Annotated in this window: 17 protein-coding genes; 6 read left to right on the top strand and 11 right to left on the bottom strand. The window is 68.9% G+C overall.

The window, feature by feature from the left end; translation table 11 throughout:
• The 5 genes from ACFOWE_RS05995 to ACFOWE_RS05975 form a co-directional block, all read right to left on the bottom strand.
• Window positions 1-1,442, bottom strand: a 1,442-nt coding sequence (locus tag ACFOWE_RS05995) for a hypothetical protein (protein ID WP_377285936.1), incomplete at its 3' end; no start/stop codon positions are given.
• 68 nt (window positions 1,443-1,510) lie between these two features.
• Entirely contained in the window at window positions 1,511-2,206 is a 696-nt protein-coding gene (locus tag ACFOWE_RS05990; RefSeq protein ID WP_377285935.1) for a class I SAM-dependent methyltransferase, read from the bottom strand.
• Window positions 2,182-3,216, bottom strand: a complete 1,035-nt coding sequence (rfbB, locus tag ACFOWE_RS05985) for a dTDP-glucose 4,6-dehydratase (protein ID WP_377285934.1) — start codon at window positions 3,214-3,216, stop codon at window positions 2,182-2,184. The genes ACFOWE_RS05990 and rfbB overlap by 25 nt, the downstream gene beginning before the upstream one ends.
• Window positions 3,213-4,280 carry a glucose-1-phosphate thymidylyltransferase gene (locus tag ACFOWE_RS05980; RefSeq protein ID WP_377285933.1) on the bottom strand — a complete coding sequence of 356 codons (1,068 nt, stop codon included), beginning with the start codon at window positions 4,278-4,280 and terminating at the stop codon, window positions 3,213-3,215. Before ACFOWE_RS05980 ends, rfbB begins: the two co-directional genes overlap by 4 nt.
• 144 nt (window positions 4,281-4,424) lie before the next feature.
• A complete protein-coding gene (locus tag ACFOWE_RS05975) occupies window positions 4,425-4,898 on the bottom strand; it encodes a GtrA family protein (RefSeq protein ID WP_377285932.1) in 474 nt (157 codons plus the stop codon).
• A 103-nt stretch (window positions 4,899-5,001) separates the two neighbouring features.
• Between ACFOWE_RS05975 and ACFOWE_RS05970 the strand changes: the two genes are divergently transcribed.
• Complete coding sequence (locus ACFOWE_RS05970; RefSeq protein ID WP_377285931.1) at window positions 5,002-6,000, top strand: glycosyltransferase family 2 protein; 999 nt, start codon at window positions 5,002-5,004, stop codon at window positions 5,998-6,000.
• Here ACFOWE_RS05970 and ACFOWE_RS05965 read toward each other — a convergent pair.
• Complete coding sequence (locus ACFOWE_RS05965) at window positions 5,933-6,760, bottom strand: GNAT family N-acetyltransferase (RefSeq protein ID WP_377285930.1); 828 nt, start codon at window positions 6,758-6,760, stop codon at window positions 5,933-5,935. The genes ACFOWE_RS05970 and ACFOWE_RS05965 overlap by 68 nt on opposite strands.
• On the bottom strand, window positions 6,760-7,914 hold the full coding sequence (gene rffA / locus ACFOWE_RS05960; protein WP_377285928.1) for a dTDP-4-amino-4,6-dideoxygalactose transaminase: 1,155 nt from the start codon (window positions 7,912-7,914) through the stop codon (window positions 6,760-6,762). The genes ACFOWE_RS05965 and rffA overlap by 1 nt, the downstream gene beginning before the upstream one ends.
• A gap of 257 nt (window positions 7,915-8,171) precedes the next feature.
• Between rffA and ACFOWE_RS05955 the strand changes: the two genes are divergently transcribed.
• On the top strand, window positions 8,172-9,020 hold the full coding sequence (locus ACFOWE_RS05955) for a polysaccharide deacetylase family protein (RefSeq protein WP_377285927.1): 849 nt from the start codon (window positions 8,172-8,174) through the stop codon (window positions 9,018-9,020).
• An 83-nt stretch (window positions 9,021-9,103) separates the two neighbouring features.
• Here ACFOWE_RS05955 and ACFOWE_RS05950 read toward each other — a convergent pair whose 3' ends face one another.
• Window positions 9,104-11,326: a hypothetical protein gene (locus tag ACFOWE_RS05950; protein WP_377285926.1), complete on the bottom strand. Its 2,223-nt coding sequence runs from the start codon at window positions 11,324-11,326 to the stop codon at window positions 9,104-9,106.
• A 537-nt stretch (window positions 11,327-11,863) separates the two neighbouring features.
• Here ACFOWE_RS05950 and ACFOWE_RS05945 point away from each other — a divergent pair.
• A complete protein-coding gene (locus ACFOWE_RS05945; protein ID WP_377285925.1) occupies window positions 11,864-13,324 on the top strand; it encodes an NAD(P)/FAD-dependent oxidoreductase in 1,461 nt (486 codons plus the stop codon).
• 56 nt (window positions 13,325-13,380) lie between these two features.
• Here the strand turns inward: ACFOWE_RS05945 and ACFOWE_RS05940 are convergent, their stop codons facing one another.
• Entirely contained in the window at window positions 13,381-14,871 is a 1,491-nt protein-coding gene (locus ACFOWE_RS05940; RefSeq protein WP_377285924.1) for a hypothetical protein, read from the bottom strand.
• Between the two features lie 210 nt (window positions 14,872-15,081).
• Here ACFOWE_RS05940 and ACFOWE_RS05935 point away from each other — a divergent pair, with 210 nt between their 5' ends.
• Window positions 15,082-15,624 (top strand): class I SAM-dependent methyltransferase, encoded by a 543-nt coding sequence (locus ACFOWE_RS05935; protein ID WP_377285922.1) that lies wholly within the window; start codon window positions 15,082-15,084, stop codon window positions 15,622-15,624.
• Complete coding sequence (locus ACFOWE_RS05930; protein ID WP_377285920.1) at window positions 15,608-16,054, top strand: GtrA family protein; 447 nt, start codon at window positions 15,608-15,610, stop codon at window positions 16,052-16,054. The genes ACFOWE_RS05935 and ACFOWE_RS05930 overlap by 17 nt, the downstream gene beginning before the upstream one ends.
• On the opposite strand, the gene ACFOWE_RS05925 is transcribed toward ACFOWE_RS05930, so the two are convergent.
• Together ACFOWE_RS05925 and guaA are read right to left on the bottom strand one after the other, a co-directional pair.
• On the bottom strand, window positions 16,051-17,310 hold the full coding sequence (locus ACFOWE_RS05925; protein ID WP_377285919.1) for an acyltransferase family protein: 1,260 nt from the start codon (window positions 17,308-17,310) through the stop codon (window positions 16,051-16,053). The genes ACFOWE_RS05930 and ACFOWE_RS05925 overlap by 4 nt on opposite strands.
• A 114-nt stretch (window positions 17,311-17,424) precedes the next feature.
• On the bottom strand, window positions 17,425-18,990 hold the full coding sequence (gene guaA / locus ACFOWE_RS05920; RefSeq protein WP_377285918.1) for a glutamine-hydrolyzing GMP synthase: 1,566 nt from the start codon (window positions 18,988-18,990) through the stop codon (window positions 17,425-17,427).
• 232 nt (window positions 18,991-19,222) lie between these two features.
• Between guaA and ACFOWE_RS05915 the strand changes: the two genes are divergently transcribed.
• Window positions 19,223-22,852: a response regulator gene (locus ACFOWE_RS05915; protein ID WP_377285916.1), complete on the top strand. Its 3,630-nt coding sequence runs from the start codon at window positions 19,223-19,225 to the stop codon at window positions 22,850-22,852.
• Window positions 22,853-22,903: the final 51 nt, after the last annotated feature.

Below are 22,903 nucleotides of genomic sequence, written 5' to 3'. Positions count from 1 at the left end.
TGATACTCCGGCCAGGAGGTGATATCCGTGACATACCTATCCGAGTCACCCCGGTAGATTGCAATGACATGGTAACCCGCTTTCATTTTTGCGAGAACGGGTTTCGGGGTTACCGGAGGGAGAGGGAGCCCAGAGAAAGATGCACCAGGATCACAGTCGAGATGGTGAGCGAGCTGGACCGCCCGCCATCCGTAAATGACGCAGGGCTTCCGGAACCCCAGCTTGCGGATTTTCTTCGCCAGCACCTTCACATGACGAGTACTGAGATCCAAAAACCTGTCGTTGAGCACTGTGTAACCGTGGTTCAGGTACAGATGGCCGCCCAGTAGAAGACACACGCAGGCCACCGCGTACGCAAGCCGGATCCGCTGCTGGAACGCAGTGGCGAGCCGTACGACCCCCTCTCCCGCCGGTATCGCCCACAGCCCCCAGCCGGGGAGCAGATATCGAGGAGCGATCATTCCCGGGTAGTACAAGTAGGCCACTGCGATGCCGCATCCGACGACAAGTGGGACGAGGATGACTGCTCGACCAGATCGCCAGGTGGCCAAGACCCCGACCGCCACCAGCAACGCAGCGATCATCAGCCATATGACCCCTCCCGCGGGTACCACGCCACAGGCGCTCTGTGCGGTGCCGCACGCCGTCGGTCCATCCAGCGCCCTGACATGGTGCTCCACAAGCCATTGAGGAGTTCCGAAACTCTTGGTGGCCGCTTCGAGTCGCTTGATGGGATTGTCGAACCTCGACATCGCCTCTAAAGTCCACTGACCGAACCCGGCTGCGGAGCCCACGCTCAACGCCAGCAGTCCACGGAGGACCGCACGACGCCGCGAGGAAAACAGTAGGACGGCCATCGCCCCGGCGATGGACACCGTGATGACCATCGCATCAGACGGGCGGAAGAGCGGCAGGACTGCGGCAACGATCGCCGTCATGACCAGGTCCGCCTTCCGGACTGGTTTGTCTACCAGTGCGACTCGGAGTGCCAGACCTGTGAGCGCGACGGCACCGAAGGCTGTGTAGAGATTGGGCATGACCGCGTGTCCATAGAGCACGGTCGTCCAGCAGCCGGCGAAGAGCGCTGCCGCCGCGGGAACTGTATAGCCGGGCCGTACCGGGAACCAGATACGGAACGCGCCGAACAATAGCAGCGCGGAGACAACCGTCAAATATCCCCGGAGAACCACGATCGAGTCGGTGACCATGACGACCGGAGCGATGAGGAGTGGAGTGCCCCAACCACGGGAGGCATGGTAAGCAGCTGGTTTGTCATTGTTGGAGAACTGGCTGGCGTAGACGGCCTCATCATGCCCGAGGCCCATATCCGGGGTGAGGAGAAGGAACTGCGCAGCGGCGTAGCCGATCGCGACGAGCGCCAGGGACGCCTGCGGGCAGATCAGGCGGTTTCTCAGCACCGTTCCAGATGTCTCATCTGCCAAAGCTCGGATCCTGGCAGCATCACCCCGGTCCGGAACAAGCATCGTACGGAGAAGCCTCTCTGTCCTGCTCAAGGCCGGTGCGCCCGGAGCATCAGCGACACGCCGGGCAGCGACCGCACCGGCAGGTGGCGCTCGGCCCTGATGACCGCGGTCAGCGCCGCGTTGACCAGCGGCGGCATGTCGGTCACATCGCATCCGGTCGAGCTCCGCCGCCGCAGCGCGACGACGGGCCGGAGCAGGACGTTCCAGCTCCAGAGCTCGTCGACGACGAGGCCGGCCTTCTCCATGAGCTCGGTCAGGGTCCGCCGGTCGTAGCGGCGGTAGTGGCCGCTCGCCTCGTCGTGGGCGGACCAGAGGGCCATGTCGCAGGGGACCGCGATCAGCGCGGTGCCGCCGGACCGGAGCACCCGGGCGATCTCCGCCGCGGCGAGGTGGTCCTCGTCGATGTGCTCCAGCATGTCGAAGGCGACGGCGAGGTCGCACACGCCCGAGTCGAGCGGGAGGTCCCGCGCGTCGGCCCTGATCGCGTTCAGCCCTCTGGCGCGGGCGATCTCGACGCCCGTCTCGGAGTAGTCCACCGCGAGCGCGTCCCAGCCCTTCTCCACCAGCACCCTGGTGTTGCCGCCGCCGGCGGCGCCGACGTCCACCGCCCTGCCGGGCCGGCCGAGTCTCCGGAGCTGCCGGGCGAGGATGGCGCGGCGCTCCCTGTACCACCAGTGGCGGTCCTCCACCGCGGTGGTCACCTGAATGTCGGATGCGTCCACGGCTCCCCCTGCTCGGACTCGGGTACGGATGACACGGATGCGGCCCGCCGGGCCGGGCGCCACCACTCCTGGTGGTCGCGGTACCACTGCACGACCTCGGCCAGCCCTTCGCCGAAGTCCACGCGGGGCTCGTAGCCGAGCGACCGGATCTTGCCGCTGTCCACGGAGTACCGCAGGTCGTGCCCGGGCCGGTCGGGGACGCGCACGACCATGTCCCAGCCCGCGCCGGAGATCGAGAGCAGCCGCTCGGTGAGCTCCAGGTTGGTGAGTTCGACGCCGCCTCCGATGTTGTAGACCTCCCCGGGGGAGCCCTTCTCCAGCACGAGTTGGACGCCCCGGCAGTGGTCGTCGACGTGCAGCCACTCGCGGACGTTCCGGCCGTCCCCGTAGAGGGGGACGGGGCGGCCGTCGATCAGGTTGGTCACGAAGAGCGGGACGACCTTCTCGGGGTACTGGTACGGGCCGTAGTTGTTGGAGCAGCGGGTGACGCGGACGTCGAGCCCGTGGGTGCGGGCGTACGCCCGGCACAGCAGGTCGCCGGAGGCCTTGGCCGCCGAGTAGGGCGAGTTGGGGAGCAGCGGCGCGTCCTCGTCCCAGGAGCCCTCGGCGATCGAGCCGTACACCTCGTCCGTGGAGACCTGGACGAACGTGCGCACTCCGGCCTCCAGCGCCGCCTGCAGCAGCCGCTGCGTGCCGAGCACGTTCGTCGTCACGAAGTCGCCCGCGTCGGCGATGGACCGGTCGACGTGCGACTCCGCGGCGAAGTTCACGACCACGTCGTGGCCGGGGACGACCTCCGCGAGGAGGCGCGCGTCGGCGATGTCCCCCCGGACGAAGGTGTGACCCCGGTGGTCGGCCACGGGGGCGAGGTTGGCGAGGTTCCCCGCGTAGGTGAGCTTGTCGAGGACCGTCACCCGGGCCCCCTCCCAGCCCGGGTAGGCGCCGCCCAGCAGCGACCGCACGTAATGGGAGCCGATGAATCCGGCTCCGCCGGTGACGAGGACTCTCATGCGCGCACCTGGATCCTGCTGTGGTCGCCGACCATGAGCCCGTACGTGTTGGGCGTGCCCTCCGCGCGGCTCACCTCGACGTTCCGGCCGATGAGCGAGTGGGCGAGCCGGGAGACGCCGTGGACGGAGGAGTCGTCGAGCACGATCGAGTACTCGACCTCGGCGTCCTGCACGACGCAGCGCGGCCCGATCGAGGTGAAGGGACCGATGTAGGAGGACTGGATCTTCGCGTCGGCGCCGACCACGATCGGCCCGCGGAGCACGGAGTCCTCCACGACCGCGCCGGGCTCGATGACGACCCGGCCGGTGATCTCGCTCAGTCCGTCGACGGTTCCCCGGTTGGCGGGCTCGACGCTCTCCAGGACCATGCGGTTGCACTCCAGCAGGTCCTGGAGCCGCCCGGTGTCCTTCCAGTAGCCGGAGACCATGTGCGACTGGACGGAGCGGCCCTGCCCGATCAGCCACTGGATCGCGTCCGTGATCTCCAGTTCGCCCCGCGCGGACGGCCTGATCGCACGGACCGCCTCGTGGATGGCCGGCGAGAAGGAGTAGACCCCCACGATGGCCAGGTCGCTGCGCGGGGCCGCCGGTTTCTCCTGCAGCGCGACGATCTCGCCCGCGGGGCCGAGCTCGGCGACCCCGTAGAACTGGGGCTCCGCGACCTTCGTCAGCAGGATCTGCGCGTCGTACGAACCGCGGCGGAACGCGTCGACCAGGTCGGAGATCCCGCCGACGAGGAAGTTGTCCCCGAGGTACATCACGAAGGGGTCGTCGGCGAGGAACTCCCGCGCGATCAGCACGCAGTGCGCGAGGCCGAGCGGAGCGTCCTGAGGAATGTAGGTGACGTCGAGGCCGAACCGCGAGCCGTCGCCCACCGCTTCCCGGACTTCGGCTCCGGTGTCGCCGGTGATGATCCCGACGCTGGTGACGCCCGCGTCCCGGATCGCCTCCAGCCCGTAGTAGAGCACCGGTTTGTTGGCGACGGGGACCAGTTGTTTGGCGGAGGTGTGGGTCAGCGGACGCAGCCGCGTGCCCCTGCCACCCGCCAGGACGAGCGCTTTCACCCTTCTCAGCTCCCTTTGGCTCCGGTAAGGCGGCTCCGGCGGGGCTCCGGTGAGCACGACCGGCCGCGGCGGCCTTTGCCGTACCGAGTGTGGAAGGGCCGAATCCGCTTCATCCCCTGCTTTTGCGTCCCGGCACCCCGGCCTTTACCAACGCTTTGCCCGTGTCCGGTCACGGAAGGCCCAGGATCGGTTGATCGCATAGCTCAGCGCGGTGCTCGCCGGGAGGACGAGGAGCTGAGCGAGGAGGACGGGGAGTCCGGCGAGCTCCACGAGGAGCGGGAGCCCCGCCAGGGAGGCGAGCAGGAAGCTCAGGCCCACGGCGTAGAAGCGCAGGCATCCCCTGATCCACGGGTCGCGGGACGTCCGGAACACCACCAGGCGGTACCAGGGATAGACGATGATCACGGCCAGCAGATGGCTGACCGCCACCAGAAAAAGGTAGGGGACCCTGCCTTCAAGGATCAGTAAGCCCAGGGCAAGAAGACCGGAATAGACCGCGACCGTCACGGCACCTCCGATCAAATATGTGGTGCGCTGTCCACGAAGAACCGATGTCAGAGCATGCGTTCGCAGATCCGATCTGTCAGTGGAAAAGGTCCGAACATCCAGCTGAGTCATTCGGCGAAACCTCCGTTGAATGGTTTCCTGATGGCCGTCCGGCGAAGTCCGGGAAATCGGAACGGGCCATGGTCACAGCGCGACCGACAGTCAGGAGAATCAAGTGTCAGTTTCGGTGGTCGTTCCGTGTTACCGATCGGCGAAAACATTGCCGGCCCTGGTGGACAGGATCGTTCCCGTTTTACGTGAGGCCGGGATACGGCACGAGGTGGTGCTCGTCGTCGACGGCAGCCCCGACGACACGTGGGACGTGGCGCGTTCCCTGGCCCGCCGGGTCGACGCCGTCCGCGCGATCCGCCTGTCCCGGAACTACGGCCAGCACAACGCACTGGTCGCAGGCATCAGGGAGGCGCGGTTCGACGTGGTCGTCACGATGGACGACGACCTGCAGCACCCCCCGGAGCAGATCCCGCTGCTGCTGGCCGCGCTCGAGGGCGACCGGCTGGACCTGGTGTACGGCGTCCCGCACGAGGAGGAGCACGGACTCCTGCGCAGCCTCGCGTCCCGTTCGGTCAAGACCGGCATGGCCGCCGTCCTGGGAGTCCGCAACGCGCAGAAGATCAGCGCCTTCCGGGCGTTCCGGACCTGCCTGCGCGACGGCTTCGAGGCGCTCTCCGGGCCGCACGCCTCCGTCGACGTGGCGCTGTCCTGGAGCACCACCAAGATCGGTGCGGTCAAGGTGCACATGGACGAGCGCGCGCACGGCCGGTCCAACTACACGCCGAGGCTGCTCCTGCGGCACGCGGTCAACATGATGCTCGGCTACAGCAGCGCGCCCCTGCGGGTGGCGAACTACCTGGGCTTCGCCACCGGCCTGATCGGGCTGGTGCTGGGAGCCGTGGTCCTGTGGAACTTCGCCGTGGGCGACACGACCGTGGCCGGCTTCACCACGGTCGCCTCGATGGTCGCGATCTTCTCCTCCGCCCAGCTGATCTCCATCGGGGTGCTGGGCGAGTACATCGGCCGCATCCACGGCGGCGGGCTGGGACGGCCCACGTACGTGGTGCGCGAGCGCACCGGGCCGCCCGCCTCCGTCAGCCTTCCCGTGCAGCAGGGCGGCCTGGCGTACACAGCAGTCCACTCCGGACCATATGAACCGTGAGCACGGCGTGGGACGGGCGGAAGCCGTAGCGTGCCCACGCCCGCTGCACCCGCGTGTTGTGCTCCTGGGTGGAGATGACCACCTCCGCCGCGCCCCTGCCGAGCGCCCTGTCCTCGACGGCGCGCAGCAGGTGCGCGTAGAGACCACGCCCGCGCGCCGCCGGGACCATGCCCGCGAGGAGGATCTCCGTGCGCGGGCCGTCGTCGGCCACCGTGGCCAGTCCCAGGACCTCCCCACGCCCACCACCCGCCGCACCTGCGGCGGCGCCCGATTCCGCGCCCCCCTCGGCCCACAGCGCCAGGCAGCGGCCCTGCTCGGCCGCCCCGGCCGCCCACTCCCGGTAGCCCGAGAGCGCCGCGGCCCCGTCGAAGAGCGGGTTGGCCGCGTAGTGGTTTCCGTACTCGGCGAATATCCCGGCGACCAGGGCGGAGACCGTCTCCGGCTCCTCCAGTGCCGCCGTGCGGAGCCCGCCGGCCGGCGCCGGGCGGCGTCCCCGGCCCGCGGGCAGACTCCAGTACACCAGGGAGCCCGCGAACAGCGGCACGCGGCCGTCTGATGCCAGATGCGCGAACCAGCCGACGTTCTCCGCCGGGTAGCGCAGCACGACGACGTCGGCGTCCGAGGCGAGCAGCGCCTCCCGGACCGGCGCGAGGGAACCGTGCCCGGCCGGGACGGTCAGCCTCGCCACCGAGCAGCCGAACCTCGCCGACTCCAGCGGCGACGCCTCCGCCCGCAGCTCCGCCGCACCGTGCCGTCCCATCAGACCACCCCGTAGGAGCGGACGGCGTCGATCACCCGTGCCGTGCCCTCCCCGTCCAGATCCGCGAAGAGCGGCAGGCGCACCAGCCGGTCCGCGGCCTGCTCCGTGACCGGGCAGCCTCCCGCCGCCACCCGCCCGTACCGCATCCCGGCGGGGGCGGTGTGCAGCGACTGGTAGTGGAACGTGGCCTGCACGCCCCGCTCCGAGAGGTGCGCGATCAGCGCCTGCCGGTTCGCCAGGTCGGGCAGGAGCAGGTAGTACAGGTGCGCGGGGTGGACGCAGCCGTCGGGGACCACCGGCTGCGCGACCTCGTTGGCCGCCGCCCAGTCCGCGAGTTCCGCGTGGTAGGCGTTCCACACCGCGAGCCGGCGCGCCTGGATCACGTCGAACGACTCCAGCTGCGCCGTCAGCTGCGCGGCGAGGAGGTCGGAGGGCAGGTAGCTGGAGCCGATGTCGACCCACCGGTACTTGTCGACCTGCCCTCGGAAGAACTGACTGCGGTTGGTGCCCTTCTCCCGGATCACCTCGGCGCGGGCGACGAGGCCGGGATCGTTCAGGAGCAGTGCACCGCCCTCACCGCACTGGACGTTCTTCGTCGCGTGGAAGCTCTGCGCCGCCATGTCGCCGAACGACCCGAGCGGCCGGCCGCGGTAGGACCCGCCCAGACCGTGGGCGTTGTCCTCGACCACGGCGAGACCATGGCGGCGCGCGATCGCGCCGATCCTGTCCATCTCACAGGCGACGCCGGCGTAGTGGACGACCACGACGGCCTTCGTCCGGCGAGTGATCGCGGCTTCGACCAGCCGCTCGTCCAGGTTCAGCGTGTCGGGCCTGCAGTCGAGGAAGACCGGGACCGCCCCGCGCAGGGCGAACGCGTTCGCCGTCGAGACGAAGGTGAAGGAGGGCATGATCACCTCGTCGCCGGGCCGGAGATCGAGCAGAAGCGCCGCCATCTCCAATGCGTGGGTGCATGAGGTGGTCAGCAGGGCCCTGTTCGCACCTGTCATCCTCTCCAGCAGTTCGCTCGCCCGGTGGGTGAACGGACCGTCCCCTGAGGTTCCCCTTCCGTTCAGCGCCTCTGTGAGGTATTTGAGCTCATTCTGCGAGATATATGGGTGATTAAAGGGAATCGCCTGAAGATTCTTTACGCTCATGCCCGCAGCGAACAGCGACGGCTTTCCCCTCGCACCCGGCATCGACAATTGTTTACCGTTCCATTGACGCCTCTGAACGCACAACGACCGCAGGACCGCCTGGCCCTCGACGCCGAGGCCGCCGCGGGGAGGTCTGCAGCCGCCCTCTGGGCCGCCGCTTCTCACAGAACATCGTGATACTTCGGCCTCAACAGGCATCAATCACCTCTGTAGGATGGCCCCTCGACCGATGTCGTCCTGCCCCGGAGCCTCCCCTCATGAAGTCCCCCATCCGAATCGTCCTCGCGGGCGGCTGCGCCCTGGGCCTGCTGTCGGCGCCGGCCGCCGCGTGGGCCGAGCAGCCCGCGGCGGCCGCTCCCAAGCCGGCCGCCACCGCCAAGCCCACGGCGAAGCCGACCGCCAAGCCCAAGCCGGTGGACTGCACGAAGGTCAAGTGCATCGCCCTCACCTTCGACGACGGCCCCGGCAAGTACGCCGACAAGCTGCTGGCCACCCTGAAGAAGCACGACGCCAAGGCCACGTTCTTCCTCGAGGGTCAGTACGTGAAGTCGCGCCCCAAGCTCGCCAAGCAGATCGTCGACGCGGGCCACGACATCGGCAACCACAGCTACAGCCACCCGAAGTTCACCGAGACCTCCATCGACGAGATCCGCGAGGAGCTCCAGAAGACCCAGGACATCGTCAAGAAGGTCACCGGCAGGTACCCGACGACGATCCGCCCGCCGTACGGCCTGCTCGACGACGACACCAAGACGGTCGCCGCCGAGATGAAGATGCCGATCATCCTGTGGAACGGCGGTTCCCGCGACTGGGCGACCAGGAACGAGAAGGCCATCTACGACGAGGTGCTCAAGAACGCCAAGCGTGACGGGGTCATCCTCATGCACGACTGGGTGGCGCAGACCGTCACGGTGATGCCGAAGCTCCTGACGGAGCTGAAGAAGCAGGGCTACCACCTCGTGGCGGTCTCCTCGCTGCCCGGCGCGAAGGCCCTCAAGCCGGCCGAGGTCTTCCCGGTGAGCGCCGCCGCGGACAAGGACCTCTCCACCGACTCCCCCACCGGCGACCCGGACGACTTCGCCGAGTCCCCCGCCGACGACAGCTGAATTGCCGTGCTCCCGACCCCTGCACCGGGAGACCGGGAGCACGCTCGGCGGCAGCCTCTTCGCGGTGCCGCATCAGCGGTGAATCACAGATCACCGGCCGGCCTGGCGCCGTCCGCTATCCAGTAGAGGGAGTAGTGCCCTGACCTGAAGCGCGGCTCCAGCAAGTTTCTCAGGCCGGAGGCCGGTACGACTCGCCGCTCGTCAACGAAGAGCCAGCTCACCCCGTATCGCTCCCGAAGTCTTCGGATGCTGACCGCCGAGGGGTTCTCGAAGGCCGCCCTGTTCGCATCGAAACGCTTCTGATCCCAGAACGGGTACTGAAGCGATGAGCGGGATGACGGGCCCGGACGCCAGTTCTTCAGGTTCTTCTGAGTGAAGGCCCAGCCTTCGAGCAGTACGCGTCGTTGGCTGAAGGCACTCACCCAGAGCCGGAGAGCATGACAGGGGAACCTCGCGTCCCAGCGGCAGTGCACGTTCGTGGCGACCAGCTCGTCCGGGTCCGAGTGAGTACGCAGCCACCGCAGCGCGGTAAACGCGCTCTTCGGCACCGCTGGTTTGACCGACCTCACGGGCTTGGCCAGCAGCGTGGACGGCTCCACCCGGCCGAGTTGCTCGTACGCGAGGCCAGGCATGCTGAGCGCCATGAGGGCGACACCCCCGAATGCCCACGCCCGGCGGTTCCCCAGCCTGACGGCGAGCACGGTGAGCACTACTCCCGCGATGACCGCTAGGGCAACGTACGGCGGATAGAGGGAGGACACCTCCCCTTCCGGCCCTAGCGGAAGCCTCACACCCCACGAAGGGAGCAGGAAAGCCGCAGCCGCTCCAGTACCGGCTGCCGCGACCGTGGCTCTGGCAGGTACCCGTGCTCTGCGCACGAGGATGAGAAGCCCATACACCGCGACGATCGACAGATACGGCAGGGCGCTTATCAGAAAGAACAGCTGGCTGAACCCCGGATGGCCGAACAAGAGCATCACGCCGAGGCCGGATGCACCGATTCCAAGCATGAGCAGCACTCCCGGTCGCATCAGCAACCGCGGCCGGCTTAGCAGTCCGAATATCCCGGACCACGCCACGGCCCAGCTCAGCACATACAGAGCCGCGAAGCCGAGGATCGTGGCCTGAGAGGGAGCCTCCGAACCGTCCGGTCCTTCAGTCAGCCGCATCCAACCGATACGGATGATGTGCAGAGGGTCGAAGACCATGCCCAGTTGCGCGCCACCGAAAAGCACGAGCTGTGCGAAGAGGAAGCAGGCCCCGGTCACACCAAGCGCCGCGAGCGCCGCCCAGGGGATCCGGCGACGCCGGACGGCCTCCACCAGGATCACCAGTAGCAGCCCCACTCCCAGCATGGGCAGGTATGTGGCTTTGCCCCCCATAACCCCTATCGAGAAGATTCCAAGCAGCAGCCACCGCCCGACCTCATGTCGTCTGCTCCGCAGCAGTTCCAGCAGGAGCAGGACCACCGGAGCGAACAGCAGAGCGCCCATGACCTGGGTGGGACTGATCCAGGCGGCGTCTTGCACGCCGCCGTGGGCGAACGTCTTGTTCGCCCCCTGATGAAGGTTGGGGGCTCTCAAGAAGACCGTACACGCGACACACAGCAGACCGCCCAGCCACGAACCGGTGATGCGCCGCCCCGTCATCCCCACCAGGACCAGCAGGGCGATGAGCATGGGAAGCGTCCCCAGGCGGAAGAGCAGCACCAGCGGTTCCAGGCCGGTCACCCAGCTCGCCGCCGCGAAGTGCGCGTAAACGAACCAGTGGTAGAGCAGTGGCTCACCCGCGACCGTGGGAACGTCGGGAGGCATATGGTGCCTCAGCTCTCCGATCATCGACAGGTGGTACGGCATGTCGGTGGAGGTCGCCCAGACTCCCGGCTGGACGATGTCGTACACCTTGAAAAATGCCGCTGCGAACACCACGGTCAAGTAGGAGAGGATCAGCGCGACGGACCACGACCACCACAGGGGGGTCTTCGGCTGCGCTGTCCCCCTCCAGTGTCTTCTCAGCCGGGGGGCCGCACAGAAGACCAGGTACGTACCGACCGGCCAGGCCAGCACGGCCAGTGGAATCCCGGCGGAGCGGCCCACGATGTAGACGAGCGTCTCCACCGTGTACCCCAGCGCCAGGCCAAGCGCGATCTCCTCCGCAAGCGCCATCCTGCCACCCCACAGGGCACGGACCACCAGCAGACCCGGCAGCACCACGCCCAAGACCAGGTAGGTGCAGAAAAGCGCGGTCTCCCGGAGCGGAACGTCGTACGACCTCAGCACCACCACGATGAGAGCGGCCGCGAACACCGTCGGAAGCCAGTGCCAGATCGACCGGCATGCACGTCCCAGCGGCGGAGTACGAGGCGCGGCGCACCGAGCATGTCCGTCTGGTCCGGGGCTCTCCGGAGAAAGGGGTAAACCGGATACGGAACCGTCGACAGGCGGGAATGCGGTCATGCGCGCAAGTATGGCGACGCGCTTACCGCACACCCGACCCTATGCCGATACTTTGCCTTTCTTTGGCAATGCCAGCGAACTGCAGAACACCCCTCCGCTCCACATAGCCGGACATCTTCGGTATACCACTCGAAACGGTAGAGAGAACGCCCCCGTTCACCTCTCCCCCTCCGGGGAGACTGTGAGGGGAACAGCCTGCCCCAGCCCTTGGCCAGAGGATTTGCCGACAGACACAGGGCACTGACCAGGAGAATGACGTCTTTAAAAGATTGGAATATTTCACCAAACAGCTCGCAATGGCACTCCAGGGCATCCGGCCGTATCGGCAGCATCGCTTGGGGCCGTGGAAAGCGGCATCCTCAGCCGAACGCGAACGGGGAGAATCAGGTGCATTCGACCGTCATCGTGGGAGCGGGGCCCGCCGGGCTCACCGCGGCCTACGAACTGACCCGCAGAGGACTCTCCTGTGAAATCTTCGAAGCCGACGGAGTGGTCGGGGGAATCAGCAGGACCGAAGAACGTGAAGGCTGGCGCTTCGACATCGGCGGGCACCGATTCTTCACGAAAGTTCCCCGCGTGGAGAGGTTCTGGGACGAGGTCCTCGGAGAGGAGGACTTCCTCCTCCGTCCACGGATGAGCCGGATCTACTACAACGGCCGGTTCTTCGACTATCCACTCAAGGCGTCCAACGCGCTGAAGAACCTAGGTCTGGTCGAATCACTGCGCTGCGTCGGCTCCTACGCGTGGACCCGCATCCGTCCCCCCGCCGACCAGTCCACCTTCGAAGGGTGGGTCGCGGCCCGATTCGGATGGCGTCTCTACGGCATCTTCTTCAAGACCTACACTGAGAAGGTCTGGGGAGTGCCCGCCACGGAGATCCAGGCCGACTGGGCAGCCCAGCGCATCAAGAACCTGTCACTCGGCAAGGCCATCATCAACGCGCTGCTGCCCAACCGGAACCAGAAAGAGATCACCAGCCTCATCGAGGAGTTCCGCTACCCCAAGCTGGGGCCGGGCATGATGTGGGAGGCCTGCGCGGCCAAGATCGGAGAGCAGGGCGTCCCTCTCCACCTCAGCACCCGGGTCGAACACATCCGCCGTGACAGCGGCACGCTGGTGGTCACGGTCCGTTCCTCCGATGGCACCCGCGAGATCCGGTGCCATGACCTCATCTCCTCCATGCCGATGAACGCCCTCATCCAGGCGCTCGGCCCAGGCGTGCCCGGCATCGTGATCGAGGCCGCTGCGAAGCTGAAGTATCGCGACTTCCTGACCGTCGCGCTGGTCGTCCCGGAGAGGTTCTCCTTCCCCGACAACTGGATCTACATCCACTCACCCGAGGTACGGCTGGGCCGCGTGCAGAACTACGGTTCGTGGTCCCCGTTCCTCGTCCAGGAGGGCCGGACCTGCCTGGGCCTGGAGTACTTCGTCAACGAGGGTGACGACCTGTGGGAGCGCAGTGACGAGGACTTGGTGCGCTTTGGCACCGCGGAGCTGGAGAAGCTGGGCCTGGTCACCCCAGGGGCGGCGCAGCAGGGCTACGTCGTGCGGATGCCGAAGGCATATCCCGTATACGACGCCGACTACGCCGACAGCGTCGAGACGATCAGGAAGTACCTCGACGCGGAATGGCCGGAGATCCACCCGGTCGGCCGCAACGGCATGCACCGCTACAACAACCAGGACCACTCCATGCTCACCGCGATGCTGGCCGCGGAGAACATCGCCGAGGGCGCCGGCCATGACATCTGGGAGGTGAACGTCGAGTCTGAATATCACGAGGAACGGCGGGTGTCGGGTTCCGGCACCGGGCGCGCCGCACCCGTCTTCGCCTCGTCGGGCCGCTGACCGGATACGCGAAAGGCCCTGCCCGGTTAACCGGGCAGGGCCTTTCGCGTATCCGGTCAGCTTCGGACACGGGAGTGACCCGCCTCCGGATTCCGAGGCGGTAGAAGCATCCTGAACTGCCGCATCACGAACGGCAGCAGCACCATGCCGATGAAGATGGGCGTCATCATGAACCGGGCCTGCTGGGCGGTGTTGGTGAGGATCACGCCGAGTTGCTGACCGACGACCACGGCGACCAGAGCCAGTCCCGCTCTGTTCCCCGTACGCCACCACAACAGTGCCGCCGCGACGTAACTCAGGTAGCACCACAGCGGAGCCCGCCACAGCAGCCATTCCAGGTGGCTGACCATCGTGGTCTTGATCAGGAAACGCGCGGCGTCCCAGCCCCCCTCTATCAGGGGCCGATGGGTGAACGCCGTGGCCAGAGGAGTGCCGGACCACTGGGGAAGAGGCGAAGGCTCACGGAAGGTGGCCATGTACAGCTCACCACCGTACCTCTCGGCTGTTGAATCGATCTTCCAGGCCAGCGCCGCCCGGCAGATTCGCGCGTCGAAGATTACATCGGGCGCGCGCCAGATCAGAGTCCCCCACAGCTTCATGATCCGATCCATGCGCGGTTCGGCCTTACTCGGATCGAAACCGGGATGGGCCACGATGAAGCCCATGGTGTAACAGGAGGCTCCGTCCTTCCACGCCTGAGGTGACGCCACCTTCTCCAGCAGCTTCTGCTCCTCGGGCATCAGCACGCGGGGCTTCTGGACATACGCCACCGCGAGATCACTGAAGACCGTCTGGAAGGCGAAACTGCGCAGTGGCGGTACGAGCCCGAACCTCGTATACACGAAGCCGGTCAGAAGAGGCGGAACCATCACCGCCACGACCGTCACCCCCGCGATCCACCTACGCGCTCCCCGCACCACGAGCACGAGCACCGCGCCGGCGAGCAACGCCATCAGGAACCCGTTGTTGCGAAACAGCCCCAGGAGGAGCAGTTCACCTCCGAGCAGGAGGACACGGGAGTCGAACCGGTACCGACCGGACCTCGATTGGAGTGCGACCCGCACCGACGTTCCGGCCAGGAGCACGCCGCAGATGGTGAACGGCACGTCCTTCCAGATCGTCAGGGTGAACGAGGCGAGCGAGGGCAGCAGGACCACACAGCCCACCGCGGCGAGCAGCCAGCGGCGATGGATCCCCAGCGGCAGGAGTCCGCACGCCAGGTAGCTCAGCGCGATGGCCATGCCCACGCTTTGGAGCAACGTCACCAGCGCTATGTCTTCCGTGACGTGGTAGGAGAATCCCAGGATGAGGTCGTAGGCCACCGAGTGGTGGCTGCCCCATGGACCGACGGTGACGTTCTGCATCTGACGGCGGGAGTCGTTGCTCATGAGGCCGGGATACAGTGCGGCCCACCAGCAGAGCAGGATCACCTGGCCCAGCATGTAACAGACCAGACCGAACATACGAACCGACCCGGTCCTGCTCGCCTCACCTCCCTCTTCCTGTCGCCCGCTCGCTGCGTCCGGCGCAACCGTCTCGACCGCCATCGTGCATGCTCCCAGAGTGTTCGAATCCGCGAAGAGGAGGGACCGGAGCCAATCCTCAGACACGATGGGAGATCGCCCGCAGCACTTGACCCAACCATGGGTACAGCGTGGGCCAAGAGTACGGATCACCATGGTCAAGCGGGCACGCCGGAACCATGGTTGCGCCACAGTGATTCCCTGATCATGACGGCGTCCACACAGGAGTCACCGGTGACCGCACCGCTCAGTCAGTACGCCCGCCGTAGGAAACTGCAGTACTTCTTCTCCCACATCGACCGCTCCGCCCGGATCCTGGAGATCGGCTGCGCGGACGGCTGGGTGGGACGGTACGCCATCGCGAACGGATGGACCGACTTCGTCGGCATCGACATCGTGCCGCCGCCGACTCCTCCAGGCCACGAGTTCGTCCTCGGCGACATCAACCAGTGGAAGTCACTGGGGCTGGAAGCCGAGTCGTTCGACGCCGTCATCGCGTTCGAGGTGGTGGAGCACGGCGACTTCTTCGACGCCGTCCACGCACTGCTCCGTCCCGGCGGAAAGCTGCTGGTCACCACGCCGGTCCCGCACATGGACTGGCTCTGCAAGCTCATGGAGCGGGCCGGCCTCAACCAGCGACGCACCAGCCCGCACAGCCACCTCACCTACCTGCGCGACTTCCCCAAGTCCTTCCGCCCGGTCGAGACGTCGGTCAAAGCCGGGATCTCCCAGTGGGGCGTGTTCGAGAGGACCAGGGTCCTTGTCTCAGGTCGCTGAGTCCCTCCCCCGGGTCCTCCCCGCTCCCGAACCCCCGTTCCAGGATCGCCGGACCCCGCTGAAGCTGCTCCTCTTCCTGATGATCGGCGGTGTCTCCACGCTGCTCTACGTCGGGCTGTACGCGCTGCTGCGGCAGATGTGGAGCCCGATGTGGGCCAACCTGGTCGCGCTGATCGGCACCGCGCTGATCAACACGGAAGCGAACCGGCGGTGGACCTTCGTCCGGGCCAAGGGCTCACGGACCCGTCAGCACCTCCGCGCCGCGGTGATCTTCGTCATCTACTACGGCACCACCACAGCGATGATCGAGGCCGGTCATGCCCTCTTCCCTCACGTACCGTGGATCGAGGTCACCACTCTGCTCGCGACCTGTGGCGGGCTCACCGTCCTCCGGTACGTCGCACTCGACCGCTGGGTCTTCCCCTCCTAGGGCCGCTGGCGAGCCCCGGCTTCTTCGCCTTCCGCAAGGCATGCCCGCGCAGTCGCCCGGCGAGACTTCTCCACCGCCGGAGTTCTCCGGGCGATCCGCCTGCCCAGGTTCTGCATCGGCAGCTCGACCCAGCGGTAGGTGAGCCAGCTCAGGCCCAGCGTCCCCGCGGTGAAGGCGGCCAGGAGCACCGCCTGGGCCGCCGCCGGCAGGGAGCGCGTGTCCCCCACCGCAGCGTGCACGGCCCGTAGCAGCGGGTGGTGGAACAGGTAGACCGAGTAGCTGATCAGGCCGAGCCAGACCAGGGCGCGGGGGAAGCGGCGGCCGCGCAGGGCCATCATCGCGGCGAACGTCGCCCCGGCCAGGGCCATCGTGGTGATCCACACGTCCGGCTGGACCCACCACCAGCCCGCCTGGGGCGCCCAGACCGGGGCCAGCGCCACCAGGACCGCGGTGGCGGCCACCGGCCGGAGGGTGCCGGCGCCCTGCTCCCAGCGGCGGATCGCGGTCCCGGTGAACATCACCGCGAGGATCGCCGCCCCGAACCACGGCACGTAGCCGCCGAACAGCAGCAGCACCAGGGCCATCGCGCCGAGCGTGTAGGCGGCCGTACGGCGCAGCCGCCCGGTCAGCAGGCAGGCCATGCCGGCGGCGAACAGCGCGCCCGAGACGTAGGCGGGCCAGAAGCCGGTCAGCAGCGGCCCCGTGAGCACCAGCCCGGCCCCGACCGCGACGGCGCCGGAGCCGACCGCGAACGTCCCGCTCCGCAGGTGCAGCCCGGCCACGAAGAGCGCGGTGACCACCAGGTAGAAGACCATCTCGTAGGAGAGCGTCCACATGGTGTCGGCCAGGCCGCCCAGGTGGACGACGTCGAGCAGCATCGTCAGGTGGGCGGAGACCGAGGCGGGGTCGCGCGGCACCTCCTGCCGCACCGGCAACCAGAAGGCCATCGCCAGGACCGCGGCCGCGACCAGCAGATAGATCGGGTACAGCCGGAAGACCCTGCTGGTCCAGAAGGCCCGCACGTCCCCGCGCCCCTCCAGCGAGACGGGGATGATGTACCCGCTGACCAGGAAGAACACCAGGACCCCGTACATGCCGAGGTTGAACCAGTACGGCCGCAGCTCCGGCATGAACCATGGCAGCGCGTGCTCCAGCAGCACCGCCGTCGCGCCGAGGCCGCGCAGCGCGTCCAGCCAGGCGAGGCGGGCGGGAGCCGCGGAGCGGGCGGGCCGGGTGCCGGTGAGGGTCGTTGACACCCGCCCCAACTTACCGGTCACTGCCTCAGCTAACAGGAAGTATCGCCCCATTTGGTGATGGGTACCCACTCACCGGTAGTGACGGCCCCTCCCGGGGCCGTCGGCGCCGGGCGCCTACTCCCACTCGATGGTGCCCGGCGGCTTGCTCGTCACGTCCAGCACCACGCGGTTGACCTCGCGGACCTCGTTGGTGATGCGGGTGGAGATGCGGGCCAGCACGTCGTACGGCACGCGCGACCAGTCGGCGGTCATCGCGTCCTCGCTGGAGACCGGGCGGAGCACGACCGGGTGCCCGTAGGTGCGGCCGTCGCCCTGCACGCCCACCGAGCGCACGTCGGCGAGGAGCACGACCGGGCACTGCCAGATGTCCCGGTCGAGCCCGGCGCGGGTGAGCTCCTCGCGGGCGATGGCGTCGGCCTCGCGCAGGATCTCCAGGCGCTCGCGGGTGACCGCGCCGACGATGCGGATGCCCAGCCCCGGCCCGGGGAACGGCTGGCGCCAGACCATGGCGGCGGGCAGCCCGAGCTCCTCGCCCGCCCGGCGGACCTCGTCCTTGAAGAGCGTGCGGAGCGGCTCGACCAGCTGGAACTGCAGGTCGTCGGGGAGGCCGCCGACGTTGTGGTGGGACTTGATGTTGGCGGTGCCGGTGCCGCCGCCGGACTCGACCACGTCCGGGTAGAGGGTGCCCTGGACGAGGAAGTCGACGGGGCCGTCGGCGATGACGGCCCGCTGCTCGTCCTCGAAGACCCGGATGAACTCCCGGCCGATGATCTTCCGCTTCTCCTCGGGGTCGGTGACCCCGTCGAGCGCCTTGAGGAAGCGCTCGGCGGCGTCGACCACGCGGAGCTTGACACCGGTGGCGGCGACGAAGTCGCGCTCGACCTGCTCGGCCTCGCCCTTGCGCAGCAGGCCGTGGTCGACGAAGACGCAGGTCAGGCGGTCGCCGATGGCCCGCTGCACGATGGCCGCGGCGACCGCGGAGTCCACGCCGCCGGACAGGCCGCAGATGGCGCGGCCCTCGGGGCCGATCTGGGCGCGGACCGCCTCCACGGCGTCCTCGACGATGTTGAGCATCGTCCAGGAGGGGCGGCAGCCCGCGGCGTCGAGGAAGTGCTTGAGCACGGTCTGCCCGTGCTCGGAGTGGAGCACCTCGGGATGGAACTGCACGCCGTACAGGCCGCGGGCGGGGTGCTCGAAGGCGGCGACGGGGGTCTCGGGAGTGGAGGCGGTGACCTCGAAGCCCTCGGGGGCCGCGGCGACGCTGTCGCCGTGGGACATCCAGACCGACTGCCGCCCCGGCAGGCCCGCGAAGAGCACGCCCTCCCGGACCACCTCGAGCGGGGTCCCGCCGTACTCGGCGACGCCGGTGCGCGCCACCGTGCCGCCGAGCTCCCGGGCCATGGCCTGGAAGCCGTAGCAGATGCCGAAGGTCGGCACGCCGGTCTCGAACAGGCCGTGCGGGACGGCGGGGGCGCCCTCGGCGTAAACAGAGGAGGGGCCGCCGGACAGGATGATGGCCTTGGGGTTCTTGGCCATCATCTCCTCCACCGGCATCGTCGAGGGGACGATCTCGGAGTAGACGTGGCACTCACGCACCCGTCGCGCGATCAGCTGCGCGTACTGCGCGCCGAAGTCGACGACCAGGACAGTGTCGAACGACGGGCCGAACTCTGACACCAAGACCCCCCAAAGGAAACCACCGCGGTGCGCCCAGTCTATCGGCGTCGTCCGGTACCGCCCGCCGAGGTCCGCTCCGGCGATCGGCTCGGCCGCACGGCCTGCACCGGCAGGACGCTCCAGTCTCCCGGTGAACAGCGGACAAACGGGTATGAAAAGGAGCAGGACAGTAATACCTGCTCCTTGTCCTCGGGGCCTTCCTCAGGAGCTGCCGGTACCCGCCGATGGGGGCGCGATGACAGCCGACGAACTCAGGGGGCACTGGCCGGTGAAGCGTTTTCTCCGACTGCCGCTGATCCTTGTTCTGGCCGCGCTGGGGACGCTGCCCGTGGTGCGGGCGGTGCAGTCCTCCTCCGACCACCTGCTGCCGGTCGCCGTGGCCTCACTCGTGCTGACCGTGCTCGCGCTGGTGCACATCGTGGCCACGGGCAGGCGCATCCTCAGATGCCCCCAGTCCCGCAGGTCGCTGCGGAACTACGTCCTGGGGCTGACCGCCGGGGCCGTGGTGCTGGGGGTGCTGCCGATCGCCGGGCTGGCGTACCTGGCGGTGCAGGAGAACACCGGCGGGGCCCGCGCCGACGTCGAGCGGCGGCTGACGACCAGCGCCGACGTCAGCGCCGACTACATCGGCAACCAGGTGGACGCCGCACGGGAGCTGGTCACCTCCTACGCCCAGCGCCCGTCGGTGCGCCGTGCCCTGGCCTCCGGCGGCGGGGACGTCGACCGGCACCTGGCGGAGCTGCGGGCGCACGACCCGTCCCTGTTCGCCGCGTGGGCGATGGACAAGTCCGGCAGGGTGCTGGCGATCAGCCCCTCCCATCCCGAGGTCGTCGGCGAGGACTTCTCCGGCCGCGACTACTTCCAGGGCGTGCTGCGGACCGGGAAGCCGTACGTGTCGGAGGCGTTCTCCACCGTGATCGTGGAAGGCCGCCGCGTGGTCGCGGTCGCCGCGCCGGTGACGGACGGCGAAGGCCGCATCACCGGCCTCGTCGCCGCGGGCTACCCGGTGGAGGCCCTGACGGCGTTCACCGACCGGCTCTCCGGCATGCAGGGGGTGCGGCTGACGCTGGCCGACCAGAAGGGCACGCTGCTGTCCGGCGGCGACGACCGCTCCGGACCGCTCACGGGGACCCGCGACGAGCACGTCTGGGCCGCGCTGGCCGGAGGCAGCGGGACCGGCCGGAGCCTGGAGGACGGGTACAGCCACGAGGTGGCCTACCGGCCCGTCCCCGAGCTGGGCTGGGCGGTCGTCGCCGAGATCCCGACCAGCGTGGCGTTCGCCCCCGCCGACGCCTTCACCGGCCGGGTGACGGCGGCCGCGCTGGCGCTGACGCAGCTCCTGATGGGCGGACTGGTGATGATCTCGTGCGCCGAGCGGCGCCGGCAGTTCGCCGAGGAGGACCTGATCCACCGGGAGGAGCAGGTCGGAGCCATCATCGAGGCGGCCGGCGAGGCGTTCATCGCCGTCGACCGGCACAGCCGGATCATCCGCTGGAACTCCCAGGCGGAGGCGACCTTCGGCTGGTCGGCCGAGGAGGCCATGGGCAGGAACCCGGTCGAGCTGATAATCCCCGAGGAGCAGCGCGCGTTCCACGCCGCGAACCTCCAGCGGGCGCTCTCCAGGGGCGCGCTGCCCACGTCGGGCAGCTACCTGGAGATCGAGGCCCTCCGCCACGACGGCACGGTCTTCCCCGCCGAGATGACCGTGTGGTCGTCCTCGACGGCCGACGGCACGACCTTCAACACGTTCATCCGCGACGTCACCGCGCGCAAGCGCGCCGACGCCGAGCTGGCCGCCGCCCGCGACGAGGCGCTGGCGGCCTCGCGGATGAAGTCGGAGTTCGTGGCCAACATGAGCCACGAGATCCGCACCCCGCTGAACGGCGTCATCGGCATGACCACCCTGCTGCTGGACACCGAGCTCGACGCCCGGCAGCGCGGCTACCTGACCACGGTGCAGAACTCCGCCGACGCGCTGCTCACCGTGATCAACGACATCCTCGACTTCTCCAAGATCGAGGCGGGCAAGCTCGACATCGACCCCGTCGACTTCGACGTGCGGGTGCTGGTCGAGGACGTGGTGAGCCTGATGGCGGCCACCGCGCAGGCCAAGGGGCTGGAGATCGCCGCGGTGGTGAACCCGGCCATCCCGCCGGCGCTCCACGGCGACGTGCACCGCATCCGCCAGGTGCTGACCAACCTCGTCTCCAACGCCGTCAAGTTCACCGAGCGGGGCGAGGTCGTCGTCGAGGTCGCGGTCGGCCCCGCCGAGGGCGACTCCGGGCTCCGGCAGGTGCTCTTCTCCGTCACCGACACCGGGATCGGCATCCCCGCCGACCGGCAGGAGAGCCTGTTCGACGCCTTCACCCAGGCCGACGCCTCGACCACCCGCCGCTACGGCGGAACCGGCCTGGGGCTGACCATCAGCCGCCAGCTCGTCGAGCTGATGACCGGCACGATGGGGGTGACCAGCACGGTCGGCGTGGGCAGCCGCTTCCACTTCACCCTGCCGCTGCCCGGCGCGGCCGCGCCGCCGGCCGCGCCGCCGTGCCAGTCCACGGACCTGGCGGGGGTCCGCGTGCTGGTGGTCGACGACAACCGGACCAACCGCACGGTGGTCCGGGACCTGCTCACCGGCTGGGGCATGCGGGCGCTCACCGCGCCGGACGGCCTCAGCGCCCTGGACCTCCTGCGCGAGTCCGCCGCGGTGGGCGACCCGTTCACCCTCGCCCTGCTCGACATGCACATGCCCGATCTCGACGGCCTGCAGCTGGCCCGGGCCGTCGTCGCCGACCCTGCTCTGTCCGGCACCCGGCTGGCCATGCTGACCTCCACCAACCACGCCGGCGAGGCGCAGACCGCCCGGGAGTGCGGTATCGAGGTCTACCTGACCAAGCCGGTGCGCGCCTCCCAGCTGCGCGACGGGCTGCTGCGGCTGCTCGGCCGCGCGTCCGCCGACACCGCCCGTACGGCGGGCACGGCCGTGCCGCCGGCGGCCCCGGCCCCGGTGCCGTCCGCGCCGGGCGGCCGGGACACGGACGGCGTCCGGATCCTGGTGGCCGAGGACAACGAGGTCAACCAGCAGGTCGTCGTCGAGATGCTCGCGGGTCTCGGCTACGCCGCCGACGTCGCCGGTGACGGCGAGGAGGCGCTGCGGCTGCTGCGGACGGACCGGTACGACCTCGTGCTCATGGACTGCCAGATGCCGCGCCTCGACGGCTACCAGGCCACCGAGCAGATCAGGCGGATGCCGGGGCCGGTGAGCGCCATCCCGGTGGTCGCGCTGACCGCCTCCGCTCTCGCCTCCGACGAGCAGCGCTGCCGGGCGGCCGGGATGGACGCGTTCCTCCCCAAGCCGCTGCGCAAGCAGCAGCTCGACGCCACCCTGCGCACGGCCCTGGCCGGCCGCGCCGGCGACGCCGGTGAGGGCCGGGCGGCACCGGCCGCGGCGGCGGACCGCACCGGGGGCGGCGGGCAGGAGAGCCCGGAACCGGTGGCCGCCGGCACCGGCGCCGACGCCGAGGGGCTGCTCGACCCGGACGTGCTCGACGAGCTGCGCGACATCGGTCCCAAGCTCACCGAGAAGTTCCTGCCGTCCTACCTGCACAACGCCTCGACGGCCACCATCGCGATCATGGCCGCGGCCGAGCGCCGGGATCTGGAGGAACTGGCCCGGCTCGCCCACAAGCTGCGGGGCAGCAGCGCCGCCTTCGCCGGGCGGCGGCTCTCGGAGACCTGCACCGCCCTGGAGCGGGTCGCCAACGCCGGGGACGCCGACAGCGCCGCGGCCCTGGCCACCGCCGTGGCCCACCAGGCCGACGCCACCTCACGCGCCCTGGTCGCCACGCTGGTACGCGAGAGCTGACAGCCGCGGCGCCGCCACCGGACCGCACGGGCCCGGCGGCGCCGCGGGCCA

The organism is Planomonospora corallina (genome assembly GCF_042650625.1).
GTDB lineage: Bacteria > Actinomycetota > Actinomycetes > Streptosporangiales > Streptosporangiaceae > Planomonospora_B > Planomonospora_B corallina.
Note: the sequence above shows the minus strand (reverse complement) of the source record. Positions and strands in the feature narration are given on the sequence as shown.